The 25,220-nt window shown below is 56.0% G+C and carries 20 protein-coding genes and 1 pseudogene; 18 read left to right on the top strand and 3 right to left on the bottom strand.

The window, feature by feature from the left end; translation table 11 throughout:
* Positions 1–109: 109 nt before the first annotated feature.
* Positions 110–2,191, top strand: a pseudogene (locus tag PH547_RS30650) (prolyl oligopeptidase family serine peptidase).
* A 194-nt stretch (positions 2,192–2,385) separates the two neighbouring features.
* Here PH547_RS30650 and PH547_RS30645 read toward each other — a convergent pair.
* Complete coding sequence (locus PH547_RS30645; protein WP_004126098.1) at positions 2,386–3,351, bottom strand: phytanoyl-CoA dioxygenase family protein; 966 nt, start codon at positions 3,349–3,351, stop codon at positions 2,386–2,388.
* Between the two features lie 996 nt (positions 3,352–4,347).
* Here PH547_RS30645 and PH547_RS30640 point away from each other — a divergent pair.
* The 12 genes from PH547_RS30640 to PH547_RS30585 all read left to right on the top strand — a co-directional run bounded on the left by PH547_RS30640 (position 4,348) and on the right by PH547_RS30585 (position 16,216).
* Complete coding sequence (locus tag PH547_RS30640; RefSeq protein ID WP_004126101.1) at positions 4,348–5,322, top strand: LysR family transcriptional regulator; 975 nt, start codon at positions 4,348–4,350, stop codon at positions 5,320–5,322.
* Positions 5,323–5,928: 606 nt separating this feature from the next.
* Complete coding sequence (gene nifH / locus PH547_RS30635) at positions 5,929–6,822, top strand: nitrogenase iron protein (RefSeq protein WP_184805620.1); 894 nt, start codon at positions 5,929–5,931, stop codon at positions 6,820–6,822.
* A 103-nt stretch (positions 6,823–6,925) separates the two neighbouring features.
* Positions 6,926–8,428: a nitrogenase molybdenum-iron protein alpha chain gene (nifD, locus tag PH547_RS30630; protein ID WP_120764273.1), complete on the top strand. Its 1,503-nt coding sequence runs from the start codon at positions 6,926–6,928 to the stop codon at positions 8,426–8,428.
* Positions 8,429–8,553: 125 nt separating this feature from the next.
* Positions 8,554–10,095, top strand: a complete 1,542-nt coding sequence (gene nifK / locus PH547_RS30625) for a nitrogenase molybdenum-iron protein subunit beta (RefSeq protein WP_184805668.1) — start codon at positions 8,554–8,556, stop codon at positions 10,093–10,095.
* Positions 10,096–10,207: 112 nt separating this feature from the next.
* The gene (gene nifE, locus PH547_RS30620; protein ID WP_246802348.1) at positions 10,208–11,653 is read left to right on the top strand and encodes a nitrogenase iron-molybdenum cofactor biosynthesis protein NifE; all 1,446 of its coding nucleotides are present in this window, start codon (positions 10,208–10,210) and stop codon (positions 11,651–11,653) included.
* Positions 11,653–13,044 (top strand): nitrogenase iron-molybdenum cofactor biosynthesis protein NifN, encoded by a 1,392-nt coding sequence (gene nifN / locus PH547_RS30615; RefSeq protein ID WP_120670840.1) that lies wholly within the window; start codon positions 11,653–11,655, stop codon positions 13,042–13,044. The genes nifE and nifN overlap by 1 nt, the downstream gene beginning before the upstream one ends.
* Positions 13,010–13,510, top strand: a complete 501-nt coding sequence (nifX, locus tag PH547_RS30610) for a nitrogen fixation protein NifX (RefSeq protein ID WP_120670842.1) — start codon at positions 13,010–13,012, stop codon at positions 13,508–13,510. Before nifN ends, nifX begins: the two co-directional genes overlap by 35 nt.
* 12 nt (positions 13,511–13,522) lie before the next feature.
* Positions 13,523–14,011, top strand: a complete 489-nt coding sequence (locus tag PH547_RS30605; protein WP_184805616.1) for a NifX-associated nitrogen fixation protein — start codon at positions 13,523–13,525, stop codon at positions 14,009–14,011.
* Between the two features lie 24 nt (positions 14,012–14,035).
* Positions 14,036–14,239: a CCE_0567 family metalloprotein gene (locus PH547_RS30600; RefSeq protein ID WP_184805613.1), complete on the top strand. Its 204-nt coding sequence runs from the start codon at positions 14,036–14,038 to the stop codon at positions 14,237–14,239.
* Positions 14,236–14,565, top strand: coding sequence for a ferredoxin III, nif-specific (fdxB, locus tag PH547_RS30595; protein WP_184805610.1), 330 nt, complete (start codon positions 14,236–14,238; stop codon positions 14,563–14,565). Before PH547_RS30600 ends, fdxB begins: the two co-directional genes overlap by 4 nt.
* A gap of 15 nt (positions 14,566–14,580) precedes the next feature.
* Positions 14,581–14,844 carry an exopolysaccharide production repressor protein gene (locus PH547_RS30590; protein ID WP_184805607.1) on the top strand — a complete coding sequence of 88 codons (264 nt, stop codon included), beginning with the start codon at positions 14,581–14,583 and terminating at the stop codon, positions 14,842–14,844.
* Between the two features lie 358 nt (positions 14,845–15,202).
* Positions 15,203–16,216, top strand: coding sequence for a 1-aminocyclopropane-1-carboxylate deaminase (locus PH547_RS30585; RefSeq protein WP_184805604.1), 1,014 nt, complete (start codon positions 15,203–15,205; stop codon positions 16,214–16,216).
* 293 nt (positions 16,217–16,509) lie between these two features.
* Here the strand turns inward: PH547_RS30585 and PH547_RS30580 are convergent, their stop codons facing one another.
* Positions 16,510–17,340 (bottom strand): winged helix-turn-helix transcriptional regulator, encoded by an 831-nt coding sequence (locus PH547_RS30580; protein ID WP_246802342.1) that lies wholly within the window; start codon positions 17,338–17,340, stop codon positions 16,510–16,512.
* 357 nt (positions 17,341–17,697) lie between these two features.
* Here PH547_RS30580 and PH547_RS30575 point away from each other — a divergent pair, with 357 nt between their 5' ends.
* The 5 genes from PH547_RS30575 (at position 17,698) to PH547_RS30555 (ending at position 24,837) form a co-directional block, all read left to right on the top strand.
* Entirely contained in the window at positions 17,698–18,477 is a 780-nt protein-coding gene (locus PH547_RS30575; protein WP_246802341.1) for a hypothetical protein, read from the top strand.
* Between the two features lie 353 nt (positions 18,478–18,830).
* Positions 18,831–19,814: a helix-turn-helix transcriptional regulator gene (locus tag PH547_RS30570; RefSeq protein ID WP_184805601.1), complete on the top strand. Its 984-nt coding sequence runs from the start codon at positions 18,831–18,833 to the stop codon at positions 19,812–19,814.
* A 249-nt stretch (positions 19,815–20,063) separates the two neighbouring features.
* The gene (ectB, locus tag PH547_RS30565; protein ID WP_184805598.1) at positions 20,064–21,338 is read left to right on the top strand and encodes a diaminobutyrate--2-oxoglutarate transaminase; all 1,275 of its coding nucleotides are present in this window, start codon (positions 20,064–20,066) and stop codon (positions 21,336–21,338) included.
* Positions 21,339–22,125: 787 nt separating this feature from the next.
* Positions 22,126–23,019, top strand: a complete 894-nt coding sequence (locus tag PH547_RS30560; RefSeq protein ID WP_184805595.1) for a MurR/RpiR family transcriptional regulator — start codon at positions 22,126–22,128, stop codon at positions 23,017–23,019.
* A 666-nt stretch (positions 23,020–23,685) separates the two neighbouring features.
* Entirely contained in the window at positions 23,686–24,837 is a 1,152-nt protein-coding gene (locus PH547_RS30555) for a KamA family radical SAM protein (protein WP_210320778.1), read from the top strand.
* Between the two features lie 120 nt (positions 24,838–24,957).
* On the opposite strand, the gene PH547_RS30550 is transcribed toward PH547_RS30555, so the two are convergent.
* On the bottom strand, positions 24,958–25,220 hold a 263-nt coding region (locus tag PH547_RS30550), incomplete at its 5' end, for a LexA family protein (protein ID WP_285170285.1).

Below are 25,220 nucleotides of genomic sequence, written 5' to 3'. Positions count from 1 at the left end.
AAGGACAATACCATCCGTTCTCGGGACAGATCGTACGGCCATCGTGCCCGCCATCACAGACTTACCTCCCCGCACAACGGAGTTCTTCCCGATTAGGAGTTTTTCGCACATGAGTGTTATCGATGCTCGGCCGACACTGAATGCCCCCGATGACGACCCTTATCTCTGGCTCGAAGACATCGATGGCGAGAAAGCTTTGATTTGGGTCACTGAGCAATCGGCGCGAACGCTTTCGCGTTTTGGCGGGCCGCCGTTCGAAGGAGACCGCGACACGCTCGCGGGCATTTTCGACTGCCCTGACAAGATTGCGGGGATCACGCGCCGGGACCGATACCTTTATAATTTCTGGCGCGATGCCGAAAACCCGAGAGGCGTGTGGCGCAGAACAACACTCGCCGCCTACATGGCGGCGGAGCCGGAGTGGGAGATCGTTCTCGACGTGGATGCCCTTGCCAAGGCCGAGGGAAAGGACTGAATATGGGACAGTGCCTCGATCGAACCGGGCAGATGCGAAAGCGCCGTCCTTCACCTGTCGCTGGGTGGCAGCGATGCGGTCGTGCATCGCGAGTACGATCTAACCACGCGAAGCCTCGTTACCGACGGCTTCAATCTCCCGGAGGCCAAAGGCAATGTTGCCTGGCTCGATTACGACACTCTTTTGCTTTCCATCGCTCTCGGCGATGGCATGGCCACGCGCTCCGGCTATGCGCGCACAGTGCGGTTATGGACGCGTGACTCCGATCCGCTCGCCGCACCGGTTATCTTCGAGGCGGGTCCCGATTCCATCCTCGTGTTCGGCTTTCTGGATCGTACCGCCGCAAGCGAACGCGTTTGGTTCATCGAGCGGGGCTTTTTCAGTACGGTCGGCTGGATCGGCGACAGGAGCGGTCCGAAGACCAAGATCGATCTTCCTCGAGATGCTAGCTGGAACGTCTTCGGTGATTGGCTGGCTGTGAAGTTGCGTAACGCATGGACGGTCGGAGGAAAGACCCATTCAGCTGACGCACTGATCGGCATCTCCCTGTCCTCGTTCATCGCCGGCGCGCGTAACTTTGCTACGCTGTTTGAACCGGACGAAAGGTGCGCCCTGCAGTCCTTCTTCTGGAACGATGGAAAGCTCGTGGTATCCCTCCTCGACAATCTCGTTCCTCGCTTCGATATGTTCACGCCTGGACGACAGGATTGGACGCACCGAACGTTGGACACCATGCCCGCTGCGACGACTGTTCGAGCCTGGCCCTTAGATGCGGAAGTTCACGAGAGCAATGGGGAAGTCCTCGTCTCGGCTGAAGATCCAGTGACGCCGCCGCAGCTTCTCTTGTTCAATCTTAACGGGGCGCCGCGGCTCGGCGCCCCCGTCGTCCTGAAACGCGATCCAGACAAATTCGATGCATCAGGATTGCTGGTCACGCGTCACGAGGCGGGTTCGACGGATGGTGAAATAATCCCCTATACACAGGTCGGGCCGGAAAACGGAAACGGAAATGCGCCGGTCCACCTCACCGCCTGTGGCGACTACGGCAAATCGGTTCTGCCCCATTACAACTCCGCGATAGGCAAGCTGTGGCTCGAACCCGGCGGCACGAGCGTGGTGGCCAACATCCGCGGCGGCAGCGAGTTCGGTACGCGCTGGCGCGAGGCTGGAAAAAGGGCGAAAAGGCGTCTTGCCCATGACGATTTCGCCACCGTGGCCGCCGACCTGGTGCGCCGGGGTGTCACGCGTCCCGGACGGATCGCTGCCGAGGGCGGTTCAAATGGCGGTCTCCTGATCGCCAACATGCTAACTCGATATCCGGAGCGTTTCGGCGCACTCTTTTGCACAGTACCCGTTCTCGATCTGCGTCGTTACACCAAGCTCCTCGCGGGCGCGAGCCGGATTGACGAAAAGGGTGATCCCGACAAGCCGGAGGATTGGGCCTTTCTCAGTCAAATGTCTGCCTATCACACGGCCGAAGCCGGGCAATTCTACCCGCCCATCCTGCTCGCGACCCGAAGAGGGGACGACCGCGTCCATCCGGGGCACGCACGTAAGATGGCTGCAAAGCTGCAGGCACTCGGCTGCCCCGCTTACTTCTACGAAGCTGAGGTCGGTGGTCATGGTGCCGGCGCGGACGATCGCGAGCAGGCGGCGTTCCTAGCCCTAGGTTACGGTTTCCTTCGCGATGCGATCGGCTTTTCGGAACGTCTGTGACTGGTTGAGGAAAGCAGCAGATCGACTTGAAGCGGCGAGGCACTCCCTCCATCATAAACGGTATCATCGACCCTTAGGTCGCCGCGCGGCAACTGCATGGCAGAAGAGGGCCTGCCAGGAAGGCAGTCGGAGTGCATTCCAACAGGCGAAAGCGGCCTGTCAGAACTTGGATCCGCGCCGGAACGGTTGCTCGTCTAGCGAAGAACCGGCTCTCCATGGAAACGGCGTTTTGATGGTTTTGAGACGCCAAAACCGACCTCCATCATCAGTCGCGGCCTCTGCTTTGCCAAGGTACCCATATGAAAGCCGAAAGGATCCTCGACGAAACCTGAACCCGCTTTGCCGGTCAAAGTGATGGCATTTTCTGCGCCATAGAAATCAAGCACCTCGTGCGCCGGATGGCCAACGAGCAGAGTCAATTGATGCCTCAAGCGCCGACGGTTGTGGCTGCCGCGCACGTAGACATGCGGACCGGAATTGCCATCGACGTCGGAGAGATAAAAGAAAAACTTCAGCATCCGCCAATCATCAAGATCGAAGTGAAACTTGAAGGAAGCGCGGCTCAGATCCGCATCCGAAGCGTTTTTCGTCGGAAAGCTCCACCACGTCCGCGTGGTGATCAATCTCGCGTTGCCGCCGAGATAATGCCTTGCCACGTCGAGAAGCAGCGGATCTTGCTGAACGGCAACGACGGCATCACATCGTAACGCCCGTTCGTAATGGTGGCCACTTAGTATCGTCCTGCCAAACCACCCCTCGGCTTCGACATGGTCGCTGGCCAAGAAGTCGAACCTTCGGTCGAAATTGCCGAAGCAAGGCGTCTCATGTCCAAAACGGGCAATTTCCTCGCAGATTGCGGTGGGAAGCGTCAAGCCGGCAAAAAGGCCCGTACTTCTCAATTCGGCTGCGATCGTCTCTGCCTTGAGGTCACCAAACATCGAGGGCTTGCGACTTTCCTGCCGCGGCGCTTGTCTTGCGGTCAGCCAATGTGCCTTGCGGAACGGCATCGTGCGTGCCAGCAGGAACATTGGTAGCCAAGCCGGGTTCTCCCGCATATCAGTGAGATAGGTTGGAATTCGAGACACCATCCGACGAAATACCCCGCCGTTGCGCGCGATCTGTTCGAGGTCCTTCGGGTTGGAGTTTGCGGAGCTGAGCATTCGATCGCCTTTCATGGATGATGGAAGTTCCTCCTGCGGGCAAGAACCTGCACTCGATACGGATAGTCTCGACAAAACGTGTTCCTGTTGATGCTATGAAATCCAGTAACGGATCAACGGAATGTGCAAAGGCGGTGTGCTGTCGCACGCCGCCTTTGCTGGCCTTGTCCAGGGGAGGATTCGTTCAAGGGAATGTGTTCGTTGGTCCTCTTATTGAAACCAGATTTGACATTAGGCGCAGTCGGACCTAGCCCAATGAGCGGAAATCGGGAGCACCGGCTTTGATTGCATGACTGAACATCAATTTCCCTAAAGTTTGTTTTCGAACGATCAATGTGGAGGCATAGGAACCGATTCTTGACTTCGTTTGCAAATTTATTGTTTAGATAACGCTTATTTACGATATGGATAAATCAAGACACAGCTCCGCAGTTTCAGGGACTGAGACCCGTTCATGATGCCGATCTACACCGGCATTTCCGTACGGCAGTTTCCTGTTGAAGACTCCCCACCGGATGTCAGATCGCCAAGGCGTTAAGGAATGGGGATGAGCGGATATTAAACGCGCTGATAGCCGATCTCCTTCGCGTGGATCCCGTACGGCGGCGTGTTCGGCAACGGCGGGTGCTTGCCACGTTCGCTCTGATATTCGAACCAAGCGATTGCTCTTGCCGCGATGACGTGAGTGGAGGCCTTTATGCCGAGCTCCTGGGTCGGCCCGAAATTTTGTCCGATACCATGCAACGATGCGTGGAAGGTTCCACGTCTTGTCGTCTCACGACCGCCCCCAAAGGGGTTGCCCGGTTAAGAGAGTTGCCAAGACGCGCAACGAGAGTAAACCCCAAACATCCCCAAGGCCGATTTATGCGACCGTTCGGGCGAGCCAATGCAACTGTGCACTCGATTTACTTGATTTCGGTCAACTTATATTCTTTCAATAGGCACGATGATCGATGGCGTGTATGGCACACCTCCACGCCGTGGATGAAGGAAAACATGCGCTTTAAAGGTCTTGATCTAAATCTCCTTGTCGTGCTCGACGCCCTCATGACCGAGCGCAACCTCACAGCAGCGGCACGAAGCATCAATCTGAGCCAGCCCGCGATGAGCGCGGCCGTCGCGCGGCTGCGAAGCTATTTCCGCGACGATCTCTTTACGATGGTTGGCCGTGAACTTGTCCCAACGCCACGTGCCGAAAGGCTCGCCGTGGCCGTCCGAGAGGCTTTGCTGTATATCCAGCTCTCCGTTATTGCCTGGGAACCGTTCGATCCGGCTCATTCGGATCGCTGCTTCAAGATCATCCTATCCGACTACGTGACACTCGTGTTTCTTGAAAAGGTCGTCGAGCGTATGGCGCAGGAAGCTCCTGCCATCAGCTTCGAGTTTCTACCTGTTTCAGACGACTTCGATGAGCTCCTCCAGCGCGGCGACGTCGACTTCCTCATTATGCCGAAAGTGTTCATGTCGAAGCATCCTCATGCTGCACTGTTCGACGATATATTCGTGTGCGTAGGGTGTAGTACGAACAAGCAGCTATCAGAGCCGTTCACGTTCGAGCAATACATGTCGATGGGCCATGTTGCGGTCAGATTTGGAAGTGGCCTTAGGCCTGCCATTGACGAATGGTATTTGCGCGAGCGGGGTTTCAAGCGACGTATCGAGGTCGTGGTGCAATCCTTTAGCATGATACCGCCCATGCTAGCAGGTACCGACCGTATAGGGACAATGCCTTTGCGGCTGGCGCAGCACTGTGCGAAAACGACGCCCCTGCGCATCATGGAGCTTCCGCTTCCGATCGCCACATTGACCGAGGCCGTCCAATGGCCCGCGCTCCACAATAGCGATGCGGCAAGCCTTTGGATGCGGGAGACATTAATTCGGGAGGCTGCCCGGATGGTTTCGCCGCCGGCTGCGGAACGTCAAGATGCTCCGACAATGAAGCCCACTCGTCCGAAAGTTTACGCCGGATAAACGGCCGGCTCGCTTGATGCGGCTGCGATGCATTCAAACTTTTCAAGCCATTGGGCATGCGAGCTTGTCCGCGACCGGCCGCCAGGAATATTGCGCAGCTTACCTGGATCCCTGCGCTTACCGCTGATTCTAAACGCATAAATTGCCAAGGCTGTCCTATCCGTTTCGTGTGGGTCGCGCCGCATGGATATGCCGCTTTCGATCCTGGGGCATGATGCGGCCGAACAAGCAGTTGGGGTCTCAACTGGTTTGGCATTGTTTTGAGGCCAACCCGGGTGCTTCGCCAGTGGCACGATTTGATGTGGGATTGTCTCCAATTTTAAAAATTCTTTGGTCCCGCTGTGGTCTTGGCCAACCTGCGGCACCCTCCGATCGCCAGGCTTTATCAGTTTACTGCGACACATTGCGTCCGATTTGTCGGGCCCGCGACAAAGGCTTGTCCAGTTGGAGCGCATGTCTGGCGCAGCTAAATAGCTGAAAAACAATCAAGAGAGTTTCCCTTCAAGTCGGCCGCCAACTTGGCACGCGTTTTGAAACGCTTCTTGGCGGGCGGCGCGAGCTGCCGACCGTACTCCGCGATGGATGGAACGAAAGAAGGAAGGCAACATGTCAGATTTGCGTCAAATCGCATTCTACGGCAAAGGGGGCATCGGCAAGTCCACCACCTCACAAAATACGCTCGCAGCCCTTGTCGATCTCGGGCAGAAGATCCTGATCGTCGGCTGCGATCCCAAAGCCGACTCCACCCGCCTGATCCTGAACTCGAAGGCGCAGGACACCGTTCTGCATCTAGCGGCAGAGGAAGGTTCGGTGGAGGACCTCGAACTCGAGGACGTGCTCAAAATCGGCTATAAGGGCATCAAGTGCGTAGAGTCCGGCGGCCCGGAGCCGGGTGTTGGTTGCGCCGGCCGCGGCGTCATCACCTCCATCAACTTCCTTGAGGAAAACGGCGCCTACGACAATGTCGACTATGTCTCCTATGACGTGCTCGGCGACGTCGTGTGCGGCGGCTTCGCTATGCCGATCCGCGAGAACAAGGCCCAGGAAATCTACATCGTCATGTCCGGCGAGATGATGGCGCTTTACGCGGCAAACAACATCGCCAAGGGCATCCTGAAATATGCCCATGCAGGCGGCGTGAGGCTCGGGGGTCTGATCTGCAACGAGCGCCAGACGGACCGCGAGATCGACCTCGCCGAGGCCCTGGCCTCCAGGCTCAATTCCAAGCTCATCCATTTCGTGCCGCGCGACAACATCGTCCAGCACGCCGAGCTCAGGAAGATGACGGTCATCCAGTATGCGCCGGATTCCAAACAGGCCGGAGAATATCGCACCCTGGCTGAGAAAATTCATGCCAATTCGGGTCAAGGGACCGTCCCGACCCCGATCACCATGGAAGAGCTCGAGGACATGCTGCTCGACTTCGGCATCATGAAGACCGACGAGCAGATGCTTGCGGAACTTCAGGCCAAGGAATCGAAGGTGGCGGCCGCCCAATAACCGCCGCTTTCGACGGACGCGCCGGCCCTTGACCCGGCGCGTCCTTCCCGAGAACGCGCCTCAGCGCGAGGCGACATCCGAACCTTAAAAGAGGGCAGGCCCTATGAGCCTCGACTACGAGAAAAACGGCGCTTTGCATGAAAAGCTTATAGCGGACGTGCTGTCGCAATATCCGGACAAGGCGGCGAAGCGCCGCAACAAGCACCTCGGCGTTGCAACGGGCAAAGACGCGACCGACAAGGAGGACGACGTTCTTTCCGAATGCAGCGTCAAATCGAATATCAAATCCATTCCGGGCGTTATGACCATCCGCGGCTGCGCCTATGCCGGTTCCAAAGGTGTCGTGTGGGGGCCGATCAAGGATATGGTCCACATCTCCCATGGACCGGTTGGTTGCGGCCAATATTCCTGGTCGCAGCGTCGCAATTATTATGTCGGCACGACAGGGATCGACACCTTCGTGACGATGCAGTTCACCTCCGACTTCCAGGAAAGAGACATCGTTTTCGGCGGCGACAAGAGGTTGGACAAGATCATCGATGAGATCGAGGAATTATTCCCGCTGAACAAAGGCGTCAGCATCCAATCGGAATGCCCGATCGGTCTGATTGGCGATGACATCGAGGCTGTGTCGCGCAAGAAGGCGAAGGAACACGACAAGACGATCGTGCCGGTGCGCTGTGAGGGCTTCCGCGGCGTATCGCAATCACTTGGCCACCATATCGCCAACGATTCCATCCGTGACTGGGTTTTCGAGAAAACGGATGTCGAGTTCGAGGCGGGTCCTTACGACATCAACGTCGTCGGCGATTACAATATCGGCGGCGATGCGTGGGCCACGCGCATCCTCCTGGAGGAGATGGGGTTGCGCGTGGTCGGCAACTGGTCTGGAGACGCCACGCTTGCCGAAGTGGAGCGGGCGCCGAAGGCCAAGCTCAACCTCATCCACTGTTACCGGTCGATGAACTACATCTGTCGGCACATGGAGGAAAAGTACGGCATTCCATGGATGGAATACAATTTCTTTGGTCCGTCGCAGATCGAAGCCTCTTTGCGCAAGCTTGCCAAGCATTTCGGGCCGGAAATTGAGGAAAAGACCGAGAAAGTCATTGCCAAGTACCGGCCTTTGGTCGACGCCATCATCGCCAAATACCGACCACGCCTCCAAAGCAAGACCGTGATGCTCTACGTCGGCGGTTTGCGCCCTCGTCACGTGGTCACGGCCTACGAGGATCTCGGTATGGAGATCGTTGGCACCGGCTACGAGTTCGCCCACAACGACGACTATCAGCGCACCGGCCATTACGTGAAAAAAGGCACGCTCATCTACGACGACGCGACCGGTTATGAACTGGAAAAGTTCATTGAGGGGATCCGCCCCGATCTCGTAGGCTCCGGTATCAAGGAAAAGTACCCGGTGCAGAAGATGGGCATTCCATTCCGCCAGATGCATTCGTGGGACTACTCCGGCCCGTATCATGGCTACGACGGCTTTGCCATCTTTGCCAAAGACATGGACCTCGCCATCAACAATCCAGTCTGGGATCTTTACGACGCCCCCTGGAAGAGAAAGGTCGCGCCGGCTGAGGCGGTTGCGGCCGAATGAGGGCCTGGCCTGTCTTGGAGCAGGGGCAGGCTAGGCTCTCGCCGCGGATTTGATCCTGACACCTCGAACATCTCGACGTCCTTTGCCGCCATTGGTGCGGCACGATGAAACGAAAGGCGATTACCATGCCGCAGTCGGCGGAAAAAATTCTCGACCACGCGCCTCTGTTCCGCGAGCCGGAATACAGGCGAATGCTTGCCGAAAAGAAGCTGAATTTCGAATGTCCGCACCCGGACCAGGTCGTTGCCGATCAAAGCGAGTTCACCAAGACCTGGGAGTACAGGGAGAAAAATCTTGCCCGCGAAGCCCTGGTGATAAATCCCGCCAAAGCCTGCCAGCCGCTCGGGGCCGTCTTTGCGGCTGCGGGCTTCGAGCGGACCATGTCCTTCGTCCACGGCAGCCAGGGCTGCGTTGCCTATTACCGGTCGCACCTTTCGCGACACTTCAAGGAGCCTTCGTCGGCGGTTTCGTCCTCGATGACTGAGGACGCGGCGGTATTTGGCGGACTGAAGAACATGGTCGACGGGCTCGCCAACACCTATGCGCTCTACGACCCGTCGATGATTGCCGTCTCGACCACCTGCATGGCGGAGGTTATCGGCGACGATTTGCACGGCTTTATCGAAAACGCCAAGAGCGAAGGCTCGGTCCCCTTAGACTTCGATGTTCCTTTCGCCCACACGCCCGCCTTCGTCGGCAGCCATGTCGATGGCTATGACGGCATGGTCAAGGGCATCCTGGAGCACTTCTGGAAGGGCAGGGAGCGCAAGGAACCGAACGGCACCATCAACATCATACCCGGGTTCGACGGCTTCTGCGTCGGCAACAACCGCGAGCTCAAGCGCCTGCTGAACCTCATGGGCGTATCGTATACCCTCATCCAGGACGCATCCGACCAGTTCGATACTCCCTCGGATGGCATGTATCGCATGTATGATGGCGGCACGACGATCGGAGACGTCAAGGAAGCTCTTGGCGCCGAAGCGACACTATCGCTGCAGCACTACAACACCCGCAAGACGCTGGAATATTGCAAGGAGTTCGGACAGCCGACGGCTTCCTTCCATTATCCCCTTGGCGTTAAAGCAACCGACGAATTGCTGGTGAAAATCTCGGAGGTTTCCGGCAAGGAAATCCCTTCCGCGATCGGACTGGAGCGTGGGCGCCTCGTCGACGCCATGGCGGACAGCCAAGCCTGGCTGCACGGAAAGAAATACGCGATCTACGGCGATCCAGATTTTGTCTATGCGGTGGCCCGGTTCGTGATGGAAACCGGCGGCGAGCCCACACATTGCCTCGCGACCAACGGCACATCTGCGTGGGAAAGCGAAATGAAGGCATTGCTTGCATCCTCGCCGTTCGGAAAGGATGCCAAGGTCTGGGCGGGCAAGGACCTCTGGGCACTGCGCTCACTGCTTTTCACCGAACCGGTGGACCTGTTGATCGGCAATTCCTATGGCAAATATCTGGAGCGCGACACCGGCACGCCGCTGATCCGGCTGACGTTTCCGATTTTCGACCGGCACCATCATCATCGCTTCCCGCTGATGGGCTACCAAGGCGGGCTGCGTGTCTTAACGACAATTCTCGACACGATATTCGACAAACTCGACCGCGAGACGAGCCAAACAGGTGTCACGGACTATTCCTATGACCTCACACGCTAACGGCAAACGCTCGGCTCCGCCGCCGAGTGTCTTGCAATCGACATCTAAGGCCGGCGCAAGCCGGTCGCTCGATGCCAGGATCCAGGACGTCTTCGAGGAACCCGCTTGCGAGATGAACCGCGGCAAAGATGCCAATGTCCGCAAGAAGGGTTGTTCCAAGCCGCTCACCCCCGGGGCGGCAGCCGGTGGCTGCGCGTTCGACGGCGCAAAGATCGTGCTGCAGCCGATCACCGACGTCGCGCATCTGATCCATGCTCCGCTCGCCTGCGAAGGCAATTCCTGGGATAACCGTGGTACGGCTTCGTCCGGCCCGATGCTCTGGCGCACGAGCTTCACCACCGATCTTACCGAACTCGACGTGGTGATGGGCCACGCCGAGCGGAAGCTTTTCAAAGCGATCCGCCAGATCAAGGAAACCCACGCGCCACCGGCGATCTTCGTCTATTCGACATGCGTTACGGCGCTAATCGGCGACGACATCGAAGCGGTCTGTAAGCGCGCTGCGGAAAAATTCGGCTTGCCGGTGGTGCCGATCAATGCGCCCGGCTTTTCCGGCTCCAAGAATCTTGGAAACAAGCTCGCCGGCGAGGCGCTGCTCGATCATGTCATCGGCACGGTGGAGCCCGATGATGCCGGCCCCTACGACATCAATATCCTCGGCGAATTCAATCTTTCCGGCGAGTTCTGGCTGGTAAAGCCGCTTCTTGATCGGCTTGGCATTCGCGTGCGCGCCTGCATCCCCGGTGACGCGCGTTATCGTGACATTGCCTCAGCGCATCGTGCCCGGGCAGCGATGATGGTGTGCTCGACCGCACTCATAAATCTTGCCCGCAAAATGGAGGAACTCTGGGACATTCCGTTCTTCGAAGGGTCCTTCTACGGCATTACCGACACGTCGCAATCGCTGCGGCAGATCGCTGAGCTGCTCGTCAGGAAGGGCGCCGATCCGGAGATTCTTGAGCGCACCGAGGCGCTGATCGCAGAGCAGGAGGCGATCGCCTGGAAAAAGCTCGCGGCATACCGGTCGCGGCTTCAAGGCAAGCGTGTGCTGCTTAATACCGGCGGTGTGAAGGCCTGGTCGATTGCCCACGCGCTGATGGAGATCGGCGTCGAAATTGTGGGCACCTCGACCAAGAAATCGACGGCCGAAGACAAGGAGCGCATCAAGGAAATTCTGAAGGAGGATCACCGCATGTTCGAGTCGATGGGATCGCGGGAGATGTACGACATTCTCGCAGAACACAAAGCCGACATCATGCTGTCTGGTGGGCGTACGCAATATGTCGCGCTGAAGGCAAAAACGCCCTGGCTTGATATCAACCAGGAGCGCCATCATCCCTATGCCGGCTATGAGGGCATGGTGGAGCTCGTTCGCCAGATCGATCTTGCTATCCACAACCCGATCTGGAGCGAGGTGCGGGAGCCGGCACCATGGGACGCCCAGCCCGCAATGAAGGAAGAACTGCAAAGCACGCAAAGCGAGAGCGAGACGTTCCCCGCCTCACAGATCTCGTCGGCGCCTCCGCCGCCGGCTTCCGCGGGTGGTGAGGAAAGCTGATGGCCTGCATTCTCCCGCAGACCAAGTCGGCGGCGGTCAATCCGCTGAAATCGTCGCAGCCCCTCGGTGCCGCTCTAGCCTATCTTGGCGTCGATGGTGCGATACCGCTGTTCCACGGCAGCCAAGGCTGCACCAGCTTCGCGCTGGTGCTCTTCGTGCGCCATTTCAAGGAAGCCATCCCCCTGCAGACAACGGCGATGGACGCAGTCGCGACGATCCTCGGCGGCGCCGGCAATTTGGAAGAGGCGCTCCTCAATATCAAAACACGCGCTAAACCGAAGCTGATCGGGATCTGCACGACGGCGCTGGTGGAAACCCGCGGCGAGAATTTCGAGGGCGATCTTGTCAATATCAAGCTGGAGCGTGCCGAAGAGCTAGCAGGTACCGAGGTCGTGCTAGCGAGCACACCCGATTTCGACGGTGCGATCGAGGAGGGTTGGGCAAAGGCAGTCACCTCCATGATCGAAGGCATTACGACCCCAGGCGGCCGGCCCCGCGATCTGAAGAAGATTGCGATCCTCCCCGGTTGGCACCTGACGGTCGCCGATATTGAGCTTCTGCGCGAAACGGTCGAAAGCTTTGGTCTGAAGCCGGTGATCCTGCCGGACGTCTCGGGCTCGCTCGACGGCACGGTTCCTGACGACCGCTGGGTGCCGACTACCTATGGCGGCACGAAGGTAGAGGAAATCCGCGAACTCGGCACCTGCTTCCAGGCGGTTGCGATTGGCGAGCATATGCGCACGGCCGCCGCGGCCCTGCAGGCGAAGACCGGCGTGCCTTATGTCCTCTTCGAGCAGCTTGTCGGCTTGAAAGCAATCGACCGTTTCATGACGATGCTGGCGATGATCGCCGGCAATCCCGTGCCGGCCACGGTGCGCCGCCGCCGCGCACAATTGCAGGACGCACTCCTCGACGGCCATTTTTATTTCGGCGGAAAGCGCATTGCGATTGCGGCGGAGCCAGATCATCTTTTTCAACTTGCGACGTTCTTCAAAGGGATGGGCGCCGAAATAGTCGCCGCCGTGACGACCACCGGTACCAGCTGCATTCTGCAGAAGGTGCCAGCCGACGCTGTGCAGGTCGGCGACCTTTCCGATCTCGAAACCATGGCGCGTCACGCTGGCGGTGACTTGATCGTGACCCATTCCCACGGCCGTCAGGCGGCCGAGCGGCTTGGCGTTCCGCTGATGAGGGTCGGGTTTCCGATCTTCGATCGGCTGGGCAGCCAGCATAAGAAAACCATTCTCTATGAGGGCGCGCGCAACTTCCTGTTCGAGGCCGCCAACATTTTCCAGTCGAACTGCCGCCGGCCGAGCCCCGAAGCGCTCAATCCCTTGCAAGACATGGAGGCAAAAAATGACGGCCGTCAGACGTCTTTCACTCGTCACTGACGAGGGGCCTGCCCCTGCGCCAGAGTGCCCGAAGGGAGTTCTGCGCGTTGCGATCGCGACGCAGGACCTGAAGAGGCTGAATGCCCATTTCGGATCTGCCAAGCTTTTTGCAGTCTATGACGTCACCCCAACCGGTTGGGAAATCGTCGAAGCCGTCGATTTTGGTGAGGCAACTGACGAAAGCGGCAAGCACACGAACGACGGCGGCACCGATCGCATCGCGATGAGGGTCGAGGCGTTGAAGGGATGTCATCTGCTGTTCTGCCTGGCGATCGGCGGACCCTCCGCCGCGAAGGTCGTCGCGGCAAAAATCCATCCGATCAAGGTGCCCGAGCCATCTTCCATCGAGGAGGTGCTGACGCGCACCCAGACCATGCTGAAAACTGCCCCGCCGCCATGGCTGCGCAAGGTGCTTGCAGATGCCGGCATGGGTCTCGCCAAGCCGTTCTTCGACGATGAAGATTAAAGGAGATCGGCGATGACGCCGCCCAGCAACCTCGCGAACACACTCACAAATGATGATAGCGACGCTATGGCGACCCCGTTCATGAAACGCCTGGTTCGCTTGGTGAGGGCGCAGGATACTCATGGGTCGTGGGACGGAAAATCGGACACTGACCTGCTTGCCGATTTCATTGTGACGAAGGAGCAGCGCCGGCAGATGCCGATCATCGGCGACCCCGATCCGGACGTGATTTGGAGGCTTCAAATCTTTTACACCTGCGTCGGGCTTGAAATCGAGGGGCACTCCGGCCTCGTCGCCTCCTCGATCGTGACGATGAACCCCGAGGGCTTCGGGCGAGTGGTTCTCACGACAGGGCGTTTGGTCGTTTTGTCGAAGACGCTCCGAGACGTGCATCGGTTCGGCTTCGAGACGCTTCGCAAGCTCACCGAGGCCGGCACGAAATTGGTCGATGATGCTGTCACCGCCATTAAATCCTATCCCGACGTGGCGCGGGCGCCATGAAATCAGTTTTTGAGGAAAGAGATGATGTCAGACATTGTGGAGCAGCTTCAGAAGGTCCGTAAACTGCAGTCACGAGCGGCAACTGCGAAAATGGAGTTGCACGACCTTGCCGAGGACCTGCCGGTCAACTGGCCCAAGATCAAGACGATCTCAGAAAAAACGTTCGAGGCATTCGCCGAGTTGAATGTGGCAAAGAAAGAGCTTGCCGCCTTGGAGGATTCACGATGACGGAGACCTTCGTTACCCGTGATGGATTCACCTGGGTGCCGGAGTATCTTACCGCTATCGATGGCAAAACCTGCATCGGCTGCGGCCGCTGCTTCAAGGTCTGCTCGCGCGATGTCATGCATCTTTACGGCGCCAATGAGGCGGGTGAAATCCTCGGTATCTGCGACGACGAAGACGACGACTTCGATGGTGAACTCAATCGTATGATCATGGTCGTGGACGAAGCAGGGCGCTGTATCGGCTGCGGTGCCTGCGCCCGCGTCTGCCCGAAGAACTGTCAAATTCATATCGCGGCTGACAAGCTCGCTTCATGTGCTGGCGCATAAACCTGGAGAACGGCGGTGCCTTTTGCAATTTTCTGTCGTCTCCTGCAACTGGTCATGTGCGTCAGCCTTTTAGGCACTTACTTCGTTTCACATTCCATCCGCAGAGCAATGGTCACGACGCTGGAAATTTGGCTCCTTCTTCAGGTGGTTTATTTCGCAAGCGTGCTTTTTTTGATCTGGCGGGCCAGTTGCGCTTCAAAGAGGAGCCAGCCGGCCTTGCGTTTTGATGATCTCGAGGAAATGCGCTACCGGCCAAAGCATTGCGGAGAGAAAGACTGAAGGACTCCGATGTCCTCCCAGCTTGGCTCGATGGTGCGGTTTGCTGCTCTTGAGGGCCGGGAATAGATCAGTTGTGAGCCTCGGGCGCCTTAGAAGACATTGATCATCGAGCATGACGTTATTGGAGCCACTACGCGGTGGCTGTCGGCGATCGTTTCCACGGTGTCGCAACCTGACGAGTTTCCTGCTGTTCGGTCGCTTTGACGCTGAAGCGCAGACCACTGGCGTGGGGCTCGCGTCGTCTCGATGACCAACGAAGGCGAGGGGAATGGTATTGTTTCGAACGGGGGAGAGTGCCGCCAACAGCTTAAGGATCGTGCATAGCTGACTTGGATTTAAAGACATACTGGAAGAGAGAATGCTGAAAAATTTTGAACGATATCCTCTTACCTTCGGACCTACCCCTATCGAAAAGCTTGACCGGCTCAGTGAGTATCTAGGAGGCAAGGTGGAGATCTATGCCAAGCGCGAGGACTGCAACTCGGGGCTGGCGTTCGGCGGCAACAAGCTCCGCAAACTCGAGTACATCATCCCGGACGCGATCGCGTCCAATGCCGATACGCTTGTTTCCATTGGTGGCGTGCAGTCCAACCACACACGCATGGTCGCTGCGGTAGCCGCCAAGATCGGCATGAAATGCCTTCTGGTGCAGGAGAATTGGGTACCGTATGAGGACGCTGTTTACGATCGCGTCGGCAATATCCTCTTAAGCCGGATCATGGGAGCAGAGGTGCGGCTAGTCGACGACGGCTTCAATATCGGCATCCGCAGCAGTTGGGAAAGGGCGCTCGACGAGGTTAAGCAAAGGGGCGGCAGACCCTACGCGATCCCAGCCGGTGCGTCTGTCCATAAATATGGCGGCCTCGGCTATGTGGGTTTTGCCGAGGAGGTGCGCGCGCAGGAAAAACAGCTTGGTTTTGCCTTTGACTATATCGTGGTTTGCACGGTGACTGGTTCGACGCAAGCCGGCATGGTCGTTGGGTTCGCAAAGGATGGACGACAGCGCAATGTGATCGGCATCGATGCTTCGGCAACTCCCCTCCAAGCCCAGTCGCAGGTGCTCAACATCGCCCTGCAAACTGCAAAGCTCGTCGAACTCGGAAGAGAAATCGCCAATGATGATGTGGTATTACTCGCGGACTATGCGCACCCCCGTTATGGCATTCCTTCCGAGGAAACAAACGAGGCCATTCGCCTTTGCGCGCGGCTGGAAGGCATAATCACTGATCCCGTCTATGAAGGCAAATCGATGCAAGCCCTGATAGACCTCGTCAAGAAAGGCTTCTTTCCAGAGGGGTCGAGAATCCTCTTCGCGCATCTCGGCGGCGCTCCGGCAATCAATGCGTACAGCGACACGTTTCGCGACGGCTGATCCCGAAGGAAAGAGTCTCCATGTGTGCCCCGAAACTTGAAGGCTCTACCGATGCGCCAACAAGCCATAGTTCTGCCGGTGACAGCCCTTTTTTTAATCTCAGGAATATGAAGGTGCGCTGACATCAGCAACAATGGCTACCGTTGGCAACTAAAAAACCTCCGCCTGAAATTGCTAATATCAAGCGCATTTTTGATTATAATGCCTACTCTGTTGGGTGCGCCTATTTTGACTGATTAAGACGCAGCCAAATTGGCGCCGCTTACACGGTCAGCTTCAGGACGATTCCGCAATTACGAATCCGGTTTTTCGGAAAGCGCGTAGCCGACAGATCTTACAGTCCGTATCAGATCGCGGTCGCTATCCCTATTTAGTGCCGCGCGCAAGTTACCGATATGAACATCGATAGTGCGAGGCCCGATATGAACGGCATGAGGCCAAGCTGCATTCTTTAGTTCATCTCGCGAGTACGCTCGGTATGGGTTCCTCATAAAGTGCTCCAGCAGGCGGAACTGGGTTGGAGCTAGATGAACCGACCGGCCGTTTCGGCGCACACGATGCGTGGCCATATCCAATTCAATGTCGTGAAAGGCAAGTAGTTCTTGATGGCTGGGAATGGAACTCCGACACGAGCCGTCCAAGATTCTGCCGATGCTCGTCAGCGCTATCTCTCGCGATCGGCTAACATGCTCATTGTCATCGAAAGCGACCGTGTCTTCTTGAGTTACTTCGTCAGCAACCGCCGCAATCGCAATGATCGACGTTGACCGCGCCCGGCGAGAAAGACGCAGCCGAATACAGAGCGTCTGCGTCTCAACGTCAGGGAAATGCGTCCTAAGAAACACCACGTCTGGCGTTGCCTCTTGGAAGTGTTTGGCGAGGGCGTTCCCATGGCTGGTATTGATGTACTTACATGCGCATTCCAAGAACTGACCAGAGCAATCGTCTGGTGCAGTGATCAGCACCGCCGCTGAGTGGAAATCCCGATTAGTCTCGTTCTTCGACATCGCGTGAAATCCTCGAATGAAAGTTCGACCGACCTTCAGATTTTTTCGCCAACAAAGTTTTGCACTTATCTCCAAAATCCAGTTTGTAGAACTGCGGCTCACGCCGAAGCCTTCCATCACGGCACGTCGGCGAATGGGCTTGATCCTGGAGGGAGTTCACTCCTCAGTCGGCAATTTTGCGGATAGCCATGCACACATCGTGCCAATGTAAAGATTGTTTTGAAACAGTGCCATGGCTCTAAAACTGAGCGCACATGTTTGAAGTCTCGGACTTGAGCGCTTTGTCCCTAAAGCAAAGATACCACAACCGGATCGGTAGCCAGCGACCTTGCATTAACACGCGCTTTCGGTTCGTGAAGAAATGGATCTGTCAGCGGCAGAAAGAACAGCCACACACGCTTGACGCGGATCACCTGTTCGACCCTCTGACCTTGATGCTTCGCCGTCGCCGATGGCTGCGAATAGCGTTTGGACATGAGCCCGGAAGAGGCGCTGATCCACCAACCAGTCAACTATCTGATTAGGGAGTGGACCGAGTACGTTGCAGAGTTAGTCTCACCTTCTGTGCACGATCCGAGGGCACTGCTGATGGAGAAATGTGCGATCGTTATCGCAAGCCCCCGACATATTAGATTAACTGGCAAAGAGCGCTTCCCAGCCAGCGCAGTTATGGTCGGCGGCACGTCCGTTCTGCAACATTTATTATCTCAATTGGCACGTGTTGGCGTGCAAAAGACGATTATCCTTGGACTAGGAGGCATGGGGGAGGTCGACCATCGTTTCTGTCACGAGCTGTATGGTATGGAGCTCCGCGTACGCCCCCTGCGCACGCCATATCCCGGGCGTCTTATTGATGTGACAGCGGCCGAGGAAGTCGCTGATGTCGATGGGATCATTTTAATATTTACCGCGGAAATGGTGATCAATTTCACTATGCTGGAGCGCTTGGTACGTTCATCATATCGCAACGTTGTCGTTGTGAGCCAGTCACTCGGCAAACGATCGCTACGAGTGCTGACAGGCAAAGCGCAACGCCTTACAGCAATTGTACCCGAAGGTTCCAACAGCCATAAAAGTGCGTCTGCAGATTTGAGCCTCGTCGGCGTTTATAAATTTGATGCGGCGTTGGTTCGGAGGATTGCGCGGAGGCGGCAACTTCGCTCGCATGACGATCCGGAGTTCTTTGAAGCAGCATTTGGGCTTCACGGCGATCCAATCTATGTCATGTGTGCCGAACCGGGCGAAATACGATGAACCAACAACATCCATGCAGCCAGATTTTAAGTGCCGCAACTGAAGAACCTGGCCGCAACCCTGTTCCTTCCGCGCACGCAATGCAATCTTTGATACCCAGATGCGGTTCCTGTTGTCGAAATGCAAAGCTTGGTGCCTGACGCAGATTGGGCGTCACAAGGTTGGTGACTCATAAAGAACTATTGTCAGGCTTATCCGACTCAGGGCGCGCCGTACTCGGCTGATTCGATGCTGCATTTCGCATAAACGGTAAAAAAATTTGGTAGAGGCTCTGTGGGTTCTTTCAAGATTGGCACGACTCTTGAACTACGGACAGCAATTCCGACCCCTCGGAAAAACGAGAGGAAAGCAGGATGTCAGCTCTTCCGCAGCCCGCTTCCAAAGCTCTAGCGATCACGTTCGCCGGAGGCTCGGAGAGCCGTAGCCGCTCACGGCCAGCGACGTCATCTGACGACAGCATGGCGTGCCATTATTTACCCGAGAGAGAGCGTCGATTGTTTCGGGACGGTTGCGGTTCTACTCAAGTCAGTAAGCAGACCGGCCGAGTTACCGATCTGAATTCCTCGGACCTCTCGCCACCTTCTCAAGCTTTAAATCGAGGGGAACTTGCGGTCGAGTTCGGCCGATTTCTTGACCAGACACACACCATCGCTCAGTCTAAACAGTTATTTGAGCACTTATCAGCTTTTGCTCTGAATCTTGGCTGCGCGTGGATAGCCTACGGTCCTCTTACAACCGAGCGCAAGGTTCTACAGCCGGTTCGATGCCCTTCATTTGAGATCCTGAACTATCCTGATGACTGGCAGAAGCGATGTCTCGAAATGGGTTATGATCGGAAAGCTCCTATTATCGAGGAAAGTCGAATGCGATCAGGCCCTATTCAATGGAGGGAGGCATACGTTGGCCCGAGCACAACTCCAAGCGAACGGCGCATCTTCGACGAGGCTGCAAGCTTTGGCGTAAGGTCAGGCATTACTATTCCATTGCGCAGCTCGGCTGGAAGCTTCGCCATCATGAGCTTTGCCCAGCAAGTAGAGCGTGAATTCCACCAAAGAGCAATCGCCTACTTACAACTTGCGGCAATACATTTCCACCTGAGACTTACAAATGTGGCGAATTCGGATGCCCTGGAGAACGTGCCCGAGCTCTCGCTCAGGGAGAAAGAATGTATTCTCTGGGTGGCACGCGGAAAGTCGTCATGGGACATAGGAATTATCATGAGTATATCCGAAAACACTGTTAATTTTCACATTAAAAACGTCATGCGAAAGTTGGACGCTGCCAGCAGAACGGTTGCGGCTATTAAGGCAATAAATCTCGGATTTATCGAGCTGTAGGAGGCGATGTTCGTTCGTCTCTAGGCGGCAGTGCTGCCGCTGCCGCAGCTCTGTTTTCCTGCTACAGGCCAATTATAAGCAAGTAGGAACCTATCATTCTAGGTAGGAGCACAGTTAGCAATGGTCGTATAGAGTTGCAAAAGCTTTCCAAATGGACGCCGGATTTCGAGGCATTGCTGAGATTTCGCGGTAATTGGCGTCAAGGGTACGGGCGCTGCTGGGTCATGGCTGCTGGTTGAGGAGATAATCGTGAGTAGTGACAGCATTTCCAATTCCCTATCTGCCTTTGAAAACCATGAATCGAACGTGCGATCCTATTCACGATCATTCCCCGTGGTGTTCACGAAAGCGGCAGGAGCCATCCTCGAAGACGAAAATGGTTGTGCGTTCATTGATTTTCTTTCCGGCGCGAGTGCCCTTAACTACGGTCACAACGACCCCGATATCGTAAGTGCTGCCGTGGAATACCTGCAATCAAATCAGATTGTCCACGCATTAGACATGGCTACGTCGGCGAAACGAGAGTTTATGGAGTTCTTTGGCGAGCTGATATTGCGCCCGCGTGGTCTTACATACAAATACCAGTTTGTCAGTCCCACTGGCGCCGACGCCGTCGAGGCGGCTTTGAAACTTGCACGCAAGGTCACTGGACGTCATAGCATCGTTTCATTCACCAACGGTTATCATGGGGTGAGCCTGGGCGCGCTTGCTGTAACTGGTAATCGATACTTCCGAAATGCCGCAGGTCTTCCCCCTTCCGGCGCGGTCTTCATGCCTTACGACGGTTATTGGGGGCCTGATCAGGATACGACGGAATATCTGGACAAAGTGCTTGCGGATGGTAGCAGTGGCGTCGATTTGCCTGCAGCTGTTATTCTCGAAACCGTTCAGGGTGAGGGTGGCATCAATCCTGCGAGCAGAAACTGGCTGCAGTCGCTAGAGCGGCTTTGCAGGAAGAACGACATCCTCCTGATTGTTGATGACATTCAGGCGGGCTGCGGACGAACTGGCGATTTTTTCAGCTTCGAGTTTGCGGACATTTCTCCGGACATTGTTCTTTTGTCGAAGTCTCTCAGCGGTTGTGGGCTGCCGCTGTCGCTCTTACTGCTCAAACCCGAATTTGACGTATGGCGACCAGGCGAACACAGTGGAACCTTTAGGGGCAACAATCTCGCACTCGTGACAGCGACCGCTGCTTTGCGAAAATACTGGACAAATGAAAAGCTATCTAGAGAAGTTGTCGAAACAGGATGCCTTCTAAAAGAGCGCCTTCAGCAGGTCGCCCAAAGCAACCAAAATTCCAACATTTGCGTGCGTGGACGGGGCATGATGCTGGGGCTCGACTGCAGTACCGGCAAATTGGCGGCGCAAATCGTGCGTAAAGCCTTTGAAGAAGGGCTTGTAGTAGAACGATGTGGCGCGGAAGATCAGGTTATTAAGCTTCTTCCTCCATTGACAACTGAACGGCAGACCTTGCAACGTGGGCTGGATATCCTGGAGAAGTCCGTGCACTCAAGCCTGTAAAGTTATGCTTGGCTCTTGAAGGCATGGCAGAGCCGAAGCAATCGGGCGACGGCATCGATTGTAGTTTGTGGGCACCGCAGCTCGCACCAACCGGCTCATCCACGAATCGCGCGGCCGCACGGAGGTCTGGCAGGCGCCAAGGCCTCGCAACCTGTTAGCGCTCTAAAAAAGTACGACCGCCAAGCTTATTGGCTGACGAGGTCGCCCAAATGGGGCTAAGGCCAGAACTATCTTTCTGAAAATCTGGCGACCACGTCTTTCCAATGGTCTCCGTCGTCGCATTTCGGAAACGCGGAGGTCTCCTAAGACTATGCTGAAAACCGGTCAATGGCCACTCAGATTTGTCGGATTTCCGACACGGCATGTTCGGCCCTGCGTGTGCCCCATCGTCACCTAAATAGTTGAACAGTGGAAATAGGCTCTTCTTAGCTGATTCTGCATAGTTGGCACATCTTTTGCTTTCTCCTTATTACGAAGCAATTGATTGTAGATCTTCACGTCAAGGACGAGTTTATAATGGTGGGACGTAAAAGGCGCGTGTCGCACTCGAGTAAACTCCATGTTCGGCGCCGTCTTGGTTCTTATGACGATATTGGTGCGCTCGGGTCGACATACATGGCCTAATCTTCAAGAAAGATTCAATCAAACCAGCTCCCGGGAACGCTGCAGCTCGTGGATGAGCTAGCCAACGGGCTGTTTGAGGCATCGCGAAAACGGCGACCTTGAAATCCATAGGCCAAGAAAAAGATCTTTGTTGCTTGAGCATCCGCCTAATCAGGAAATAAGAATGGATTTTCCCACCACAAGTCTCATAAAGAACAGCTATGAGCGATTTCCCCGGCAAATGAAGGTCGCTGCGCGTTGGTTGGTTGACCATCCGACAGAGGTCGCACTGCTGTCAATGAGGGAGCAGGCGCGCCGAGCAAGAGTGCCTCCGGCAACATTAACGCGGCTTGCAAAACGCCTTGGCTTCGATGGTTTCGACAAATTGAAGGAGGGATTCGCGGATAGCATTAGGGAACGGCCGGAATGCTTCGCTGGAAGTGGAGAGGAGTTATTGGCACGAGGGGAGATCGGGGGAGATGGCGTCCTCATCTGCGATACAGTGGATGCTTTGCAGGCTCATCTGAGCAGGTTCGCTCAGCCGTCCGCGATTGCCGCATTGGCGGCAGCAGCCGACCTAATAGCGGAGGCGAAACAAATTTTATGCATCGGCCGTCGCTCAAGCTTTCCCGTCGCCTATTTAATGCATCATGTTGGATCATTGCTTGGCTCTCCCACAACATTGATTGATGGGATGGGCGGTTCCTCCGATGATGCGCTTCGGTCTGTCGGTCCAGAGGACATTTTGGTGGCGGTCACAGTCAGCCCTTACACTCGCTTCACAATACAGGCAGCCGAATTTGCCGTGTCCCGTGGTGCGAAACTCGTCGCTTTGACCGACAGCGAACTGTCTCCAATCGCTAAAATTTCTAAAGTTGTGATCCGCGTTCGCACCGAAGTTCCTTCGTTTATTCACACGATGACCCCGGCATTGGCCGCAGTAGAATGCCTCATGGAACTGGTCGCGGCGAGACGCGGGAGCTGCGCTCTTCGAGCTCTGGCTGATCATGAAGAACAAGTTGTGGAATTCGACACTTATGTCTTGAAGAGCGGCGTCGGCCCGAACTCTCATGAGTAATGAAGAGCTGAAAATTGACTGGTCGTTTTCCGCCTGGCGACGTTTCGCAGTTCTCGCTAACACACGCGCTCGAGCGAATTGCATCACGGGGGCCGGCCGGCGATTTCGACGAGCATCTCTTAGGAATCTGAACACCAAAGGCAAGCAGTGTGCGATGTTGGTCTTGCTCGCGAGACGCGGCCGATTGCCTTTGAGTGTCAATCAGCAGCGAACATTGGCCCCTTTGTAGAGGGCGCCGTCGGGTTGGGCAGATCGCGATACGGAATCGATTATGCTTCTGTGTTTTCAAAGAGATGCCAGGGCAAGATGTCGCGGCTAAGGGATCGAATTCACAAACGAGCCCCATCACGACGATGCGAAGGCCGGCGATATCATCCGGGAGTACGAGGCTGGGGTTAACTAACTGAACCTTATGGGCAAACCTTCCCTGAAGCTTCGAAAAGCAACGGCTCACATCATCGTTTACATTGCGCGTGTCCACTCAAGCTCACTTCTGTTCCGGCCCTGACAGACACTCTGAAGAGGCAGATTCTGTCGACCCCTGCTTAACCACCTCACTGGGCGTCTTTGCCGGCTTCATCTCATCGACGGTACGCGGATTGCATGGGCATAATAGTGAAACCGTTACGGCCATTGCGTCTCGCGTTCTTGAAATTGGGGCTCTAGATGAAGACCACACGAATCATTCAAAGTAAAACGGCTCCGCTCACTAGTTCGGACCCACGGTTGTCGTCTAAGGTCATAAATTTCGTTGAGGGCGCGCGGACAGTGACCCGGGGAGAGCTGGAAGCCAACAACATCACGCGTTATGGTGTTACAAGATTCTATCGTGAACAGATCATTACAAGTGATTATTACGATCAGCTGAAATTTATCGTGGAACCCTCATTCGAAGAGTTCGACAATAACGGCAGTCTGGATACTAGTGGTGAGCATGATAACACGGTCGTGCCCGGATTTCAGCACAAGTACGCCCAGACGGGACTGTTGTTGGCAACAGACCGTTGCGCTTCGTACTGCCGATATTGCTTCCGCAAACGCATTGTGGGTAAAGACTCAGATGAAATTGCAGCTGACTTAGGGCAAATTGCACAATACATTGAACATCATCCTGAGATGACGAACGTACTGGTATCGGGAGGCGACCCGTTCGTACTCAGCACCAGCAGGCTCCATGAGATTCTTGATCATCTGTTGCCGTTCCCGCATCTGATGTCCATTCGTTTTGGCACAAAAGCGCTCGCGTACGCGCCCAAAAGGTTCGAAGACTCTACCTTGGTGACCTTATTCAAACGGATTCATGATGCAGGTAAGACTGCACTCATCGTCACCCATTTTGATCACTTTGGTGAGATCTCGGCAGACGCGGAGCGCAATATCAGCCTCTTGCGTGCGCAAGGCGTGCAGTTTCTTAATCAGTCCGTACTTCTGGCTAAGGTCAACGATGATCCCGGGATCCTGGCTGAGACCTTCGCCAGATGTCATCAGATTGGCGTCCGCCCATACTATCTCTTCCAGGGTCGGCCGGTGAAAGGTGCGTCGCATTTTCAGGTTCCGCTGCGTCGGGGACTAGAGATTACGCACGGGATTAACCAACGTCTCAGCGGCATCCAGAAGACATTCAAATATATCATGTCCCATTACACGGGAAAGATCGAGATACTTGACCTTGGAGGCGATGGCCGTGTGTATATGCGATATCATCAGAACAGGGCTCAGGAAAAGGTTGGGAAAATATTTTCCCGCCCATACGTTGAGGGCGCCTGTTGGCTGGACGATTTACCACCCTTATCAGATGGAAACGGCGCTGAATATTGATTTCATGCGCTGGACGAGCTAGGCCAAATGGCACTCACGACCGTTCGGAAGGCAAGGTGAGACTTAGCGTAAGCCCGTGCTGCGTCTAGTACCGTTCCGCAGAGATTCTGACGGGTTGAGCTATCGCAAGATTGGCAGCGCTTCGGGTTGTACGAGCAATTGAATGCTTCGCGCTACTCCAGGCTGGCGTTGAATGAGACCGGCCTTTTCCAGGGTTATCACCATCTGGTGTACAGACGGTGCGGTCACCTCAAAGTGGCGACGCATGTCCGCTTCTGCCGGGGAGCGTTTGAAGATCCTGGTGTAGGCATAAATGAAGGCCAGGTATTGGCCCTGCAGCTGCGTGAACTGTGGCGCTCCGGCAGGAGGCTCTTTGCCAAACG

Origin of the sequence: Rhizobium cerradonense, from assembly GCF_030182455.1 — a bacterium.
Classification (GTDB): Bacteria; Pseudomonadota; Alphaproteobacteria; order Rhizobiales; family Rhizobiaceae; genus Rhizobium.
Note: the sequence above shows the minus strand (reverse complement) of the source record. Positions and strands in the feature narration are given on the sequence as shown.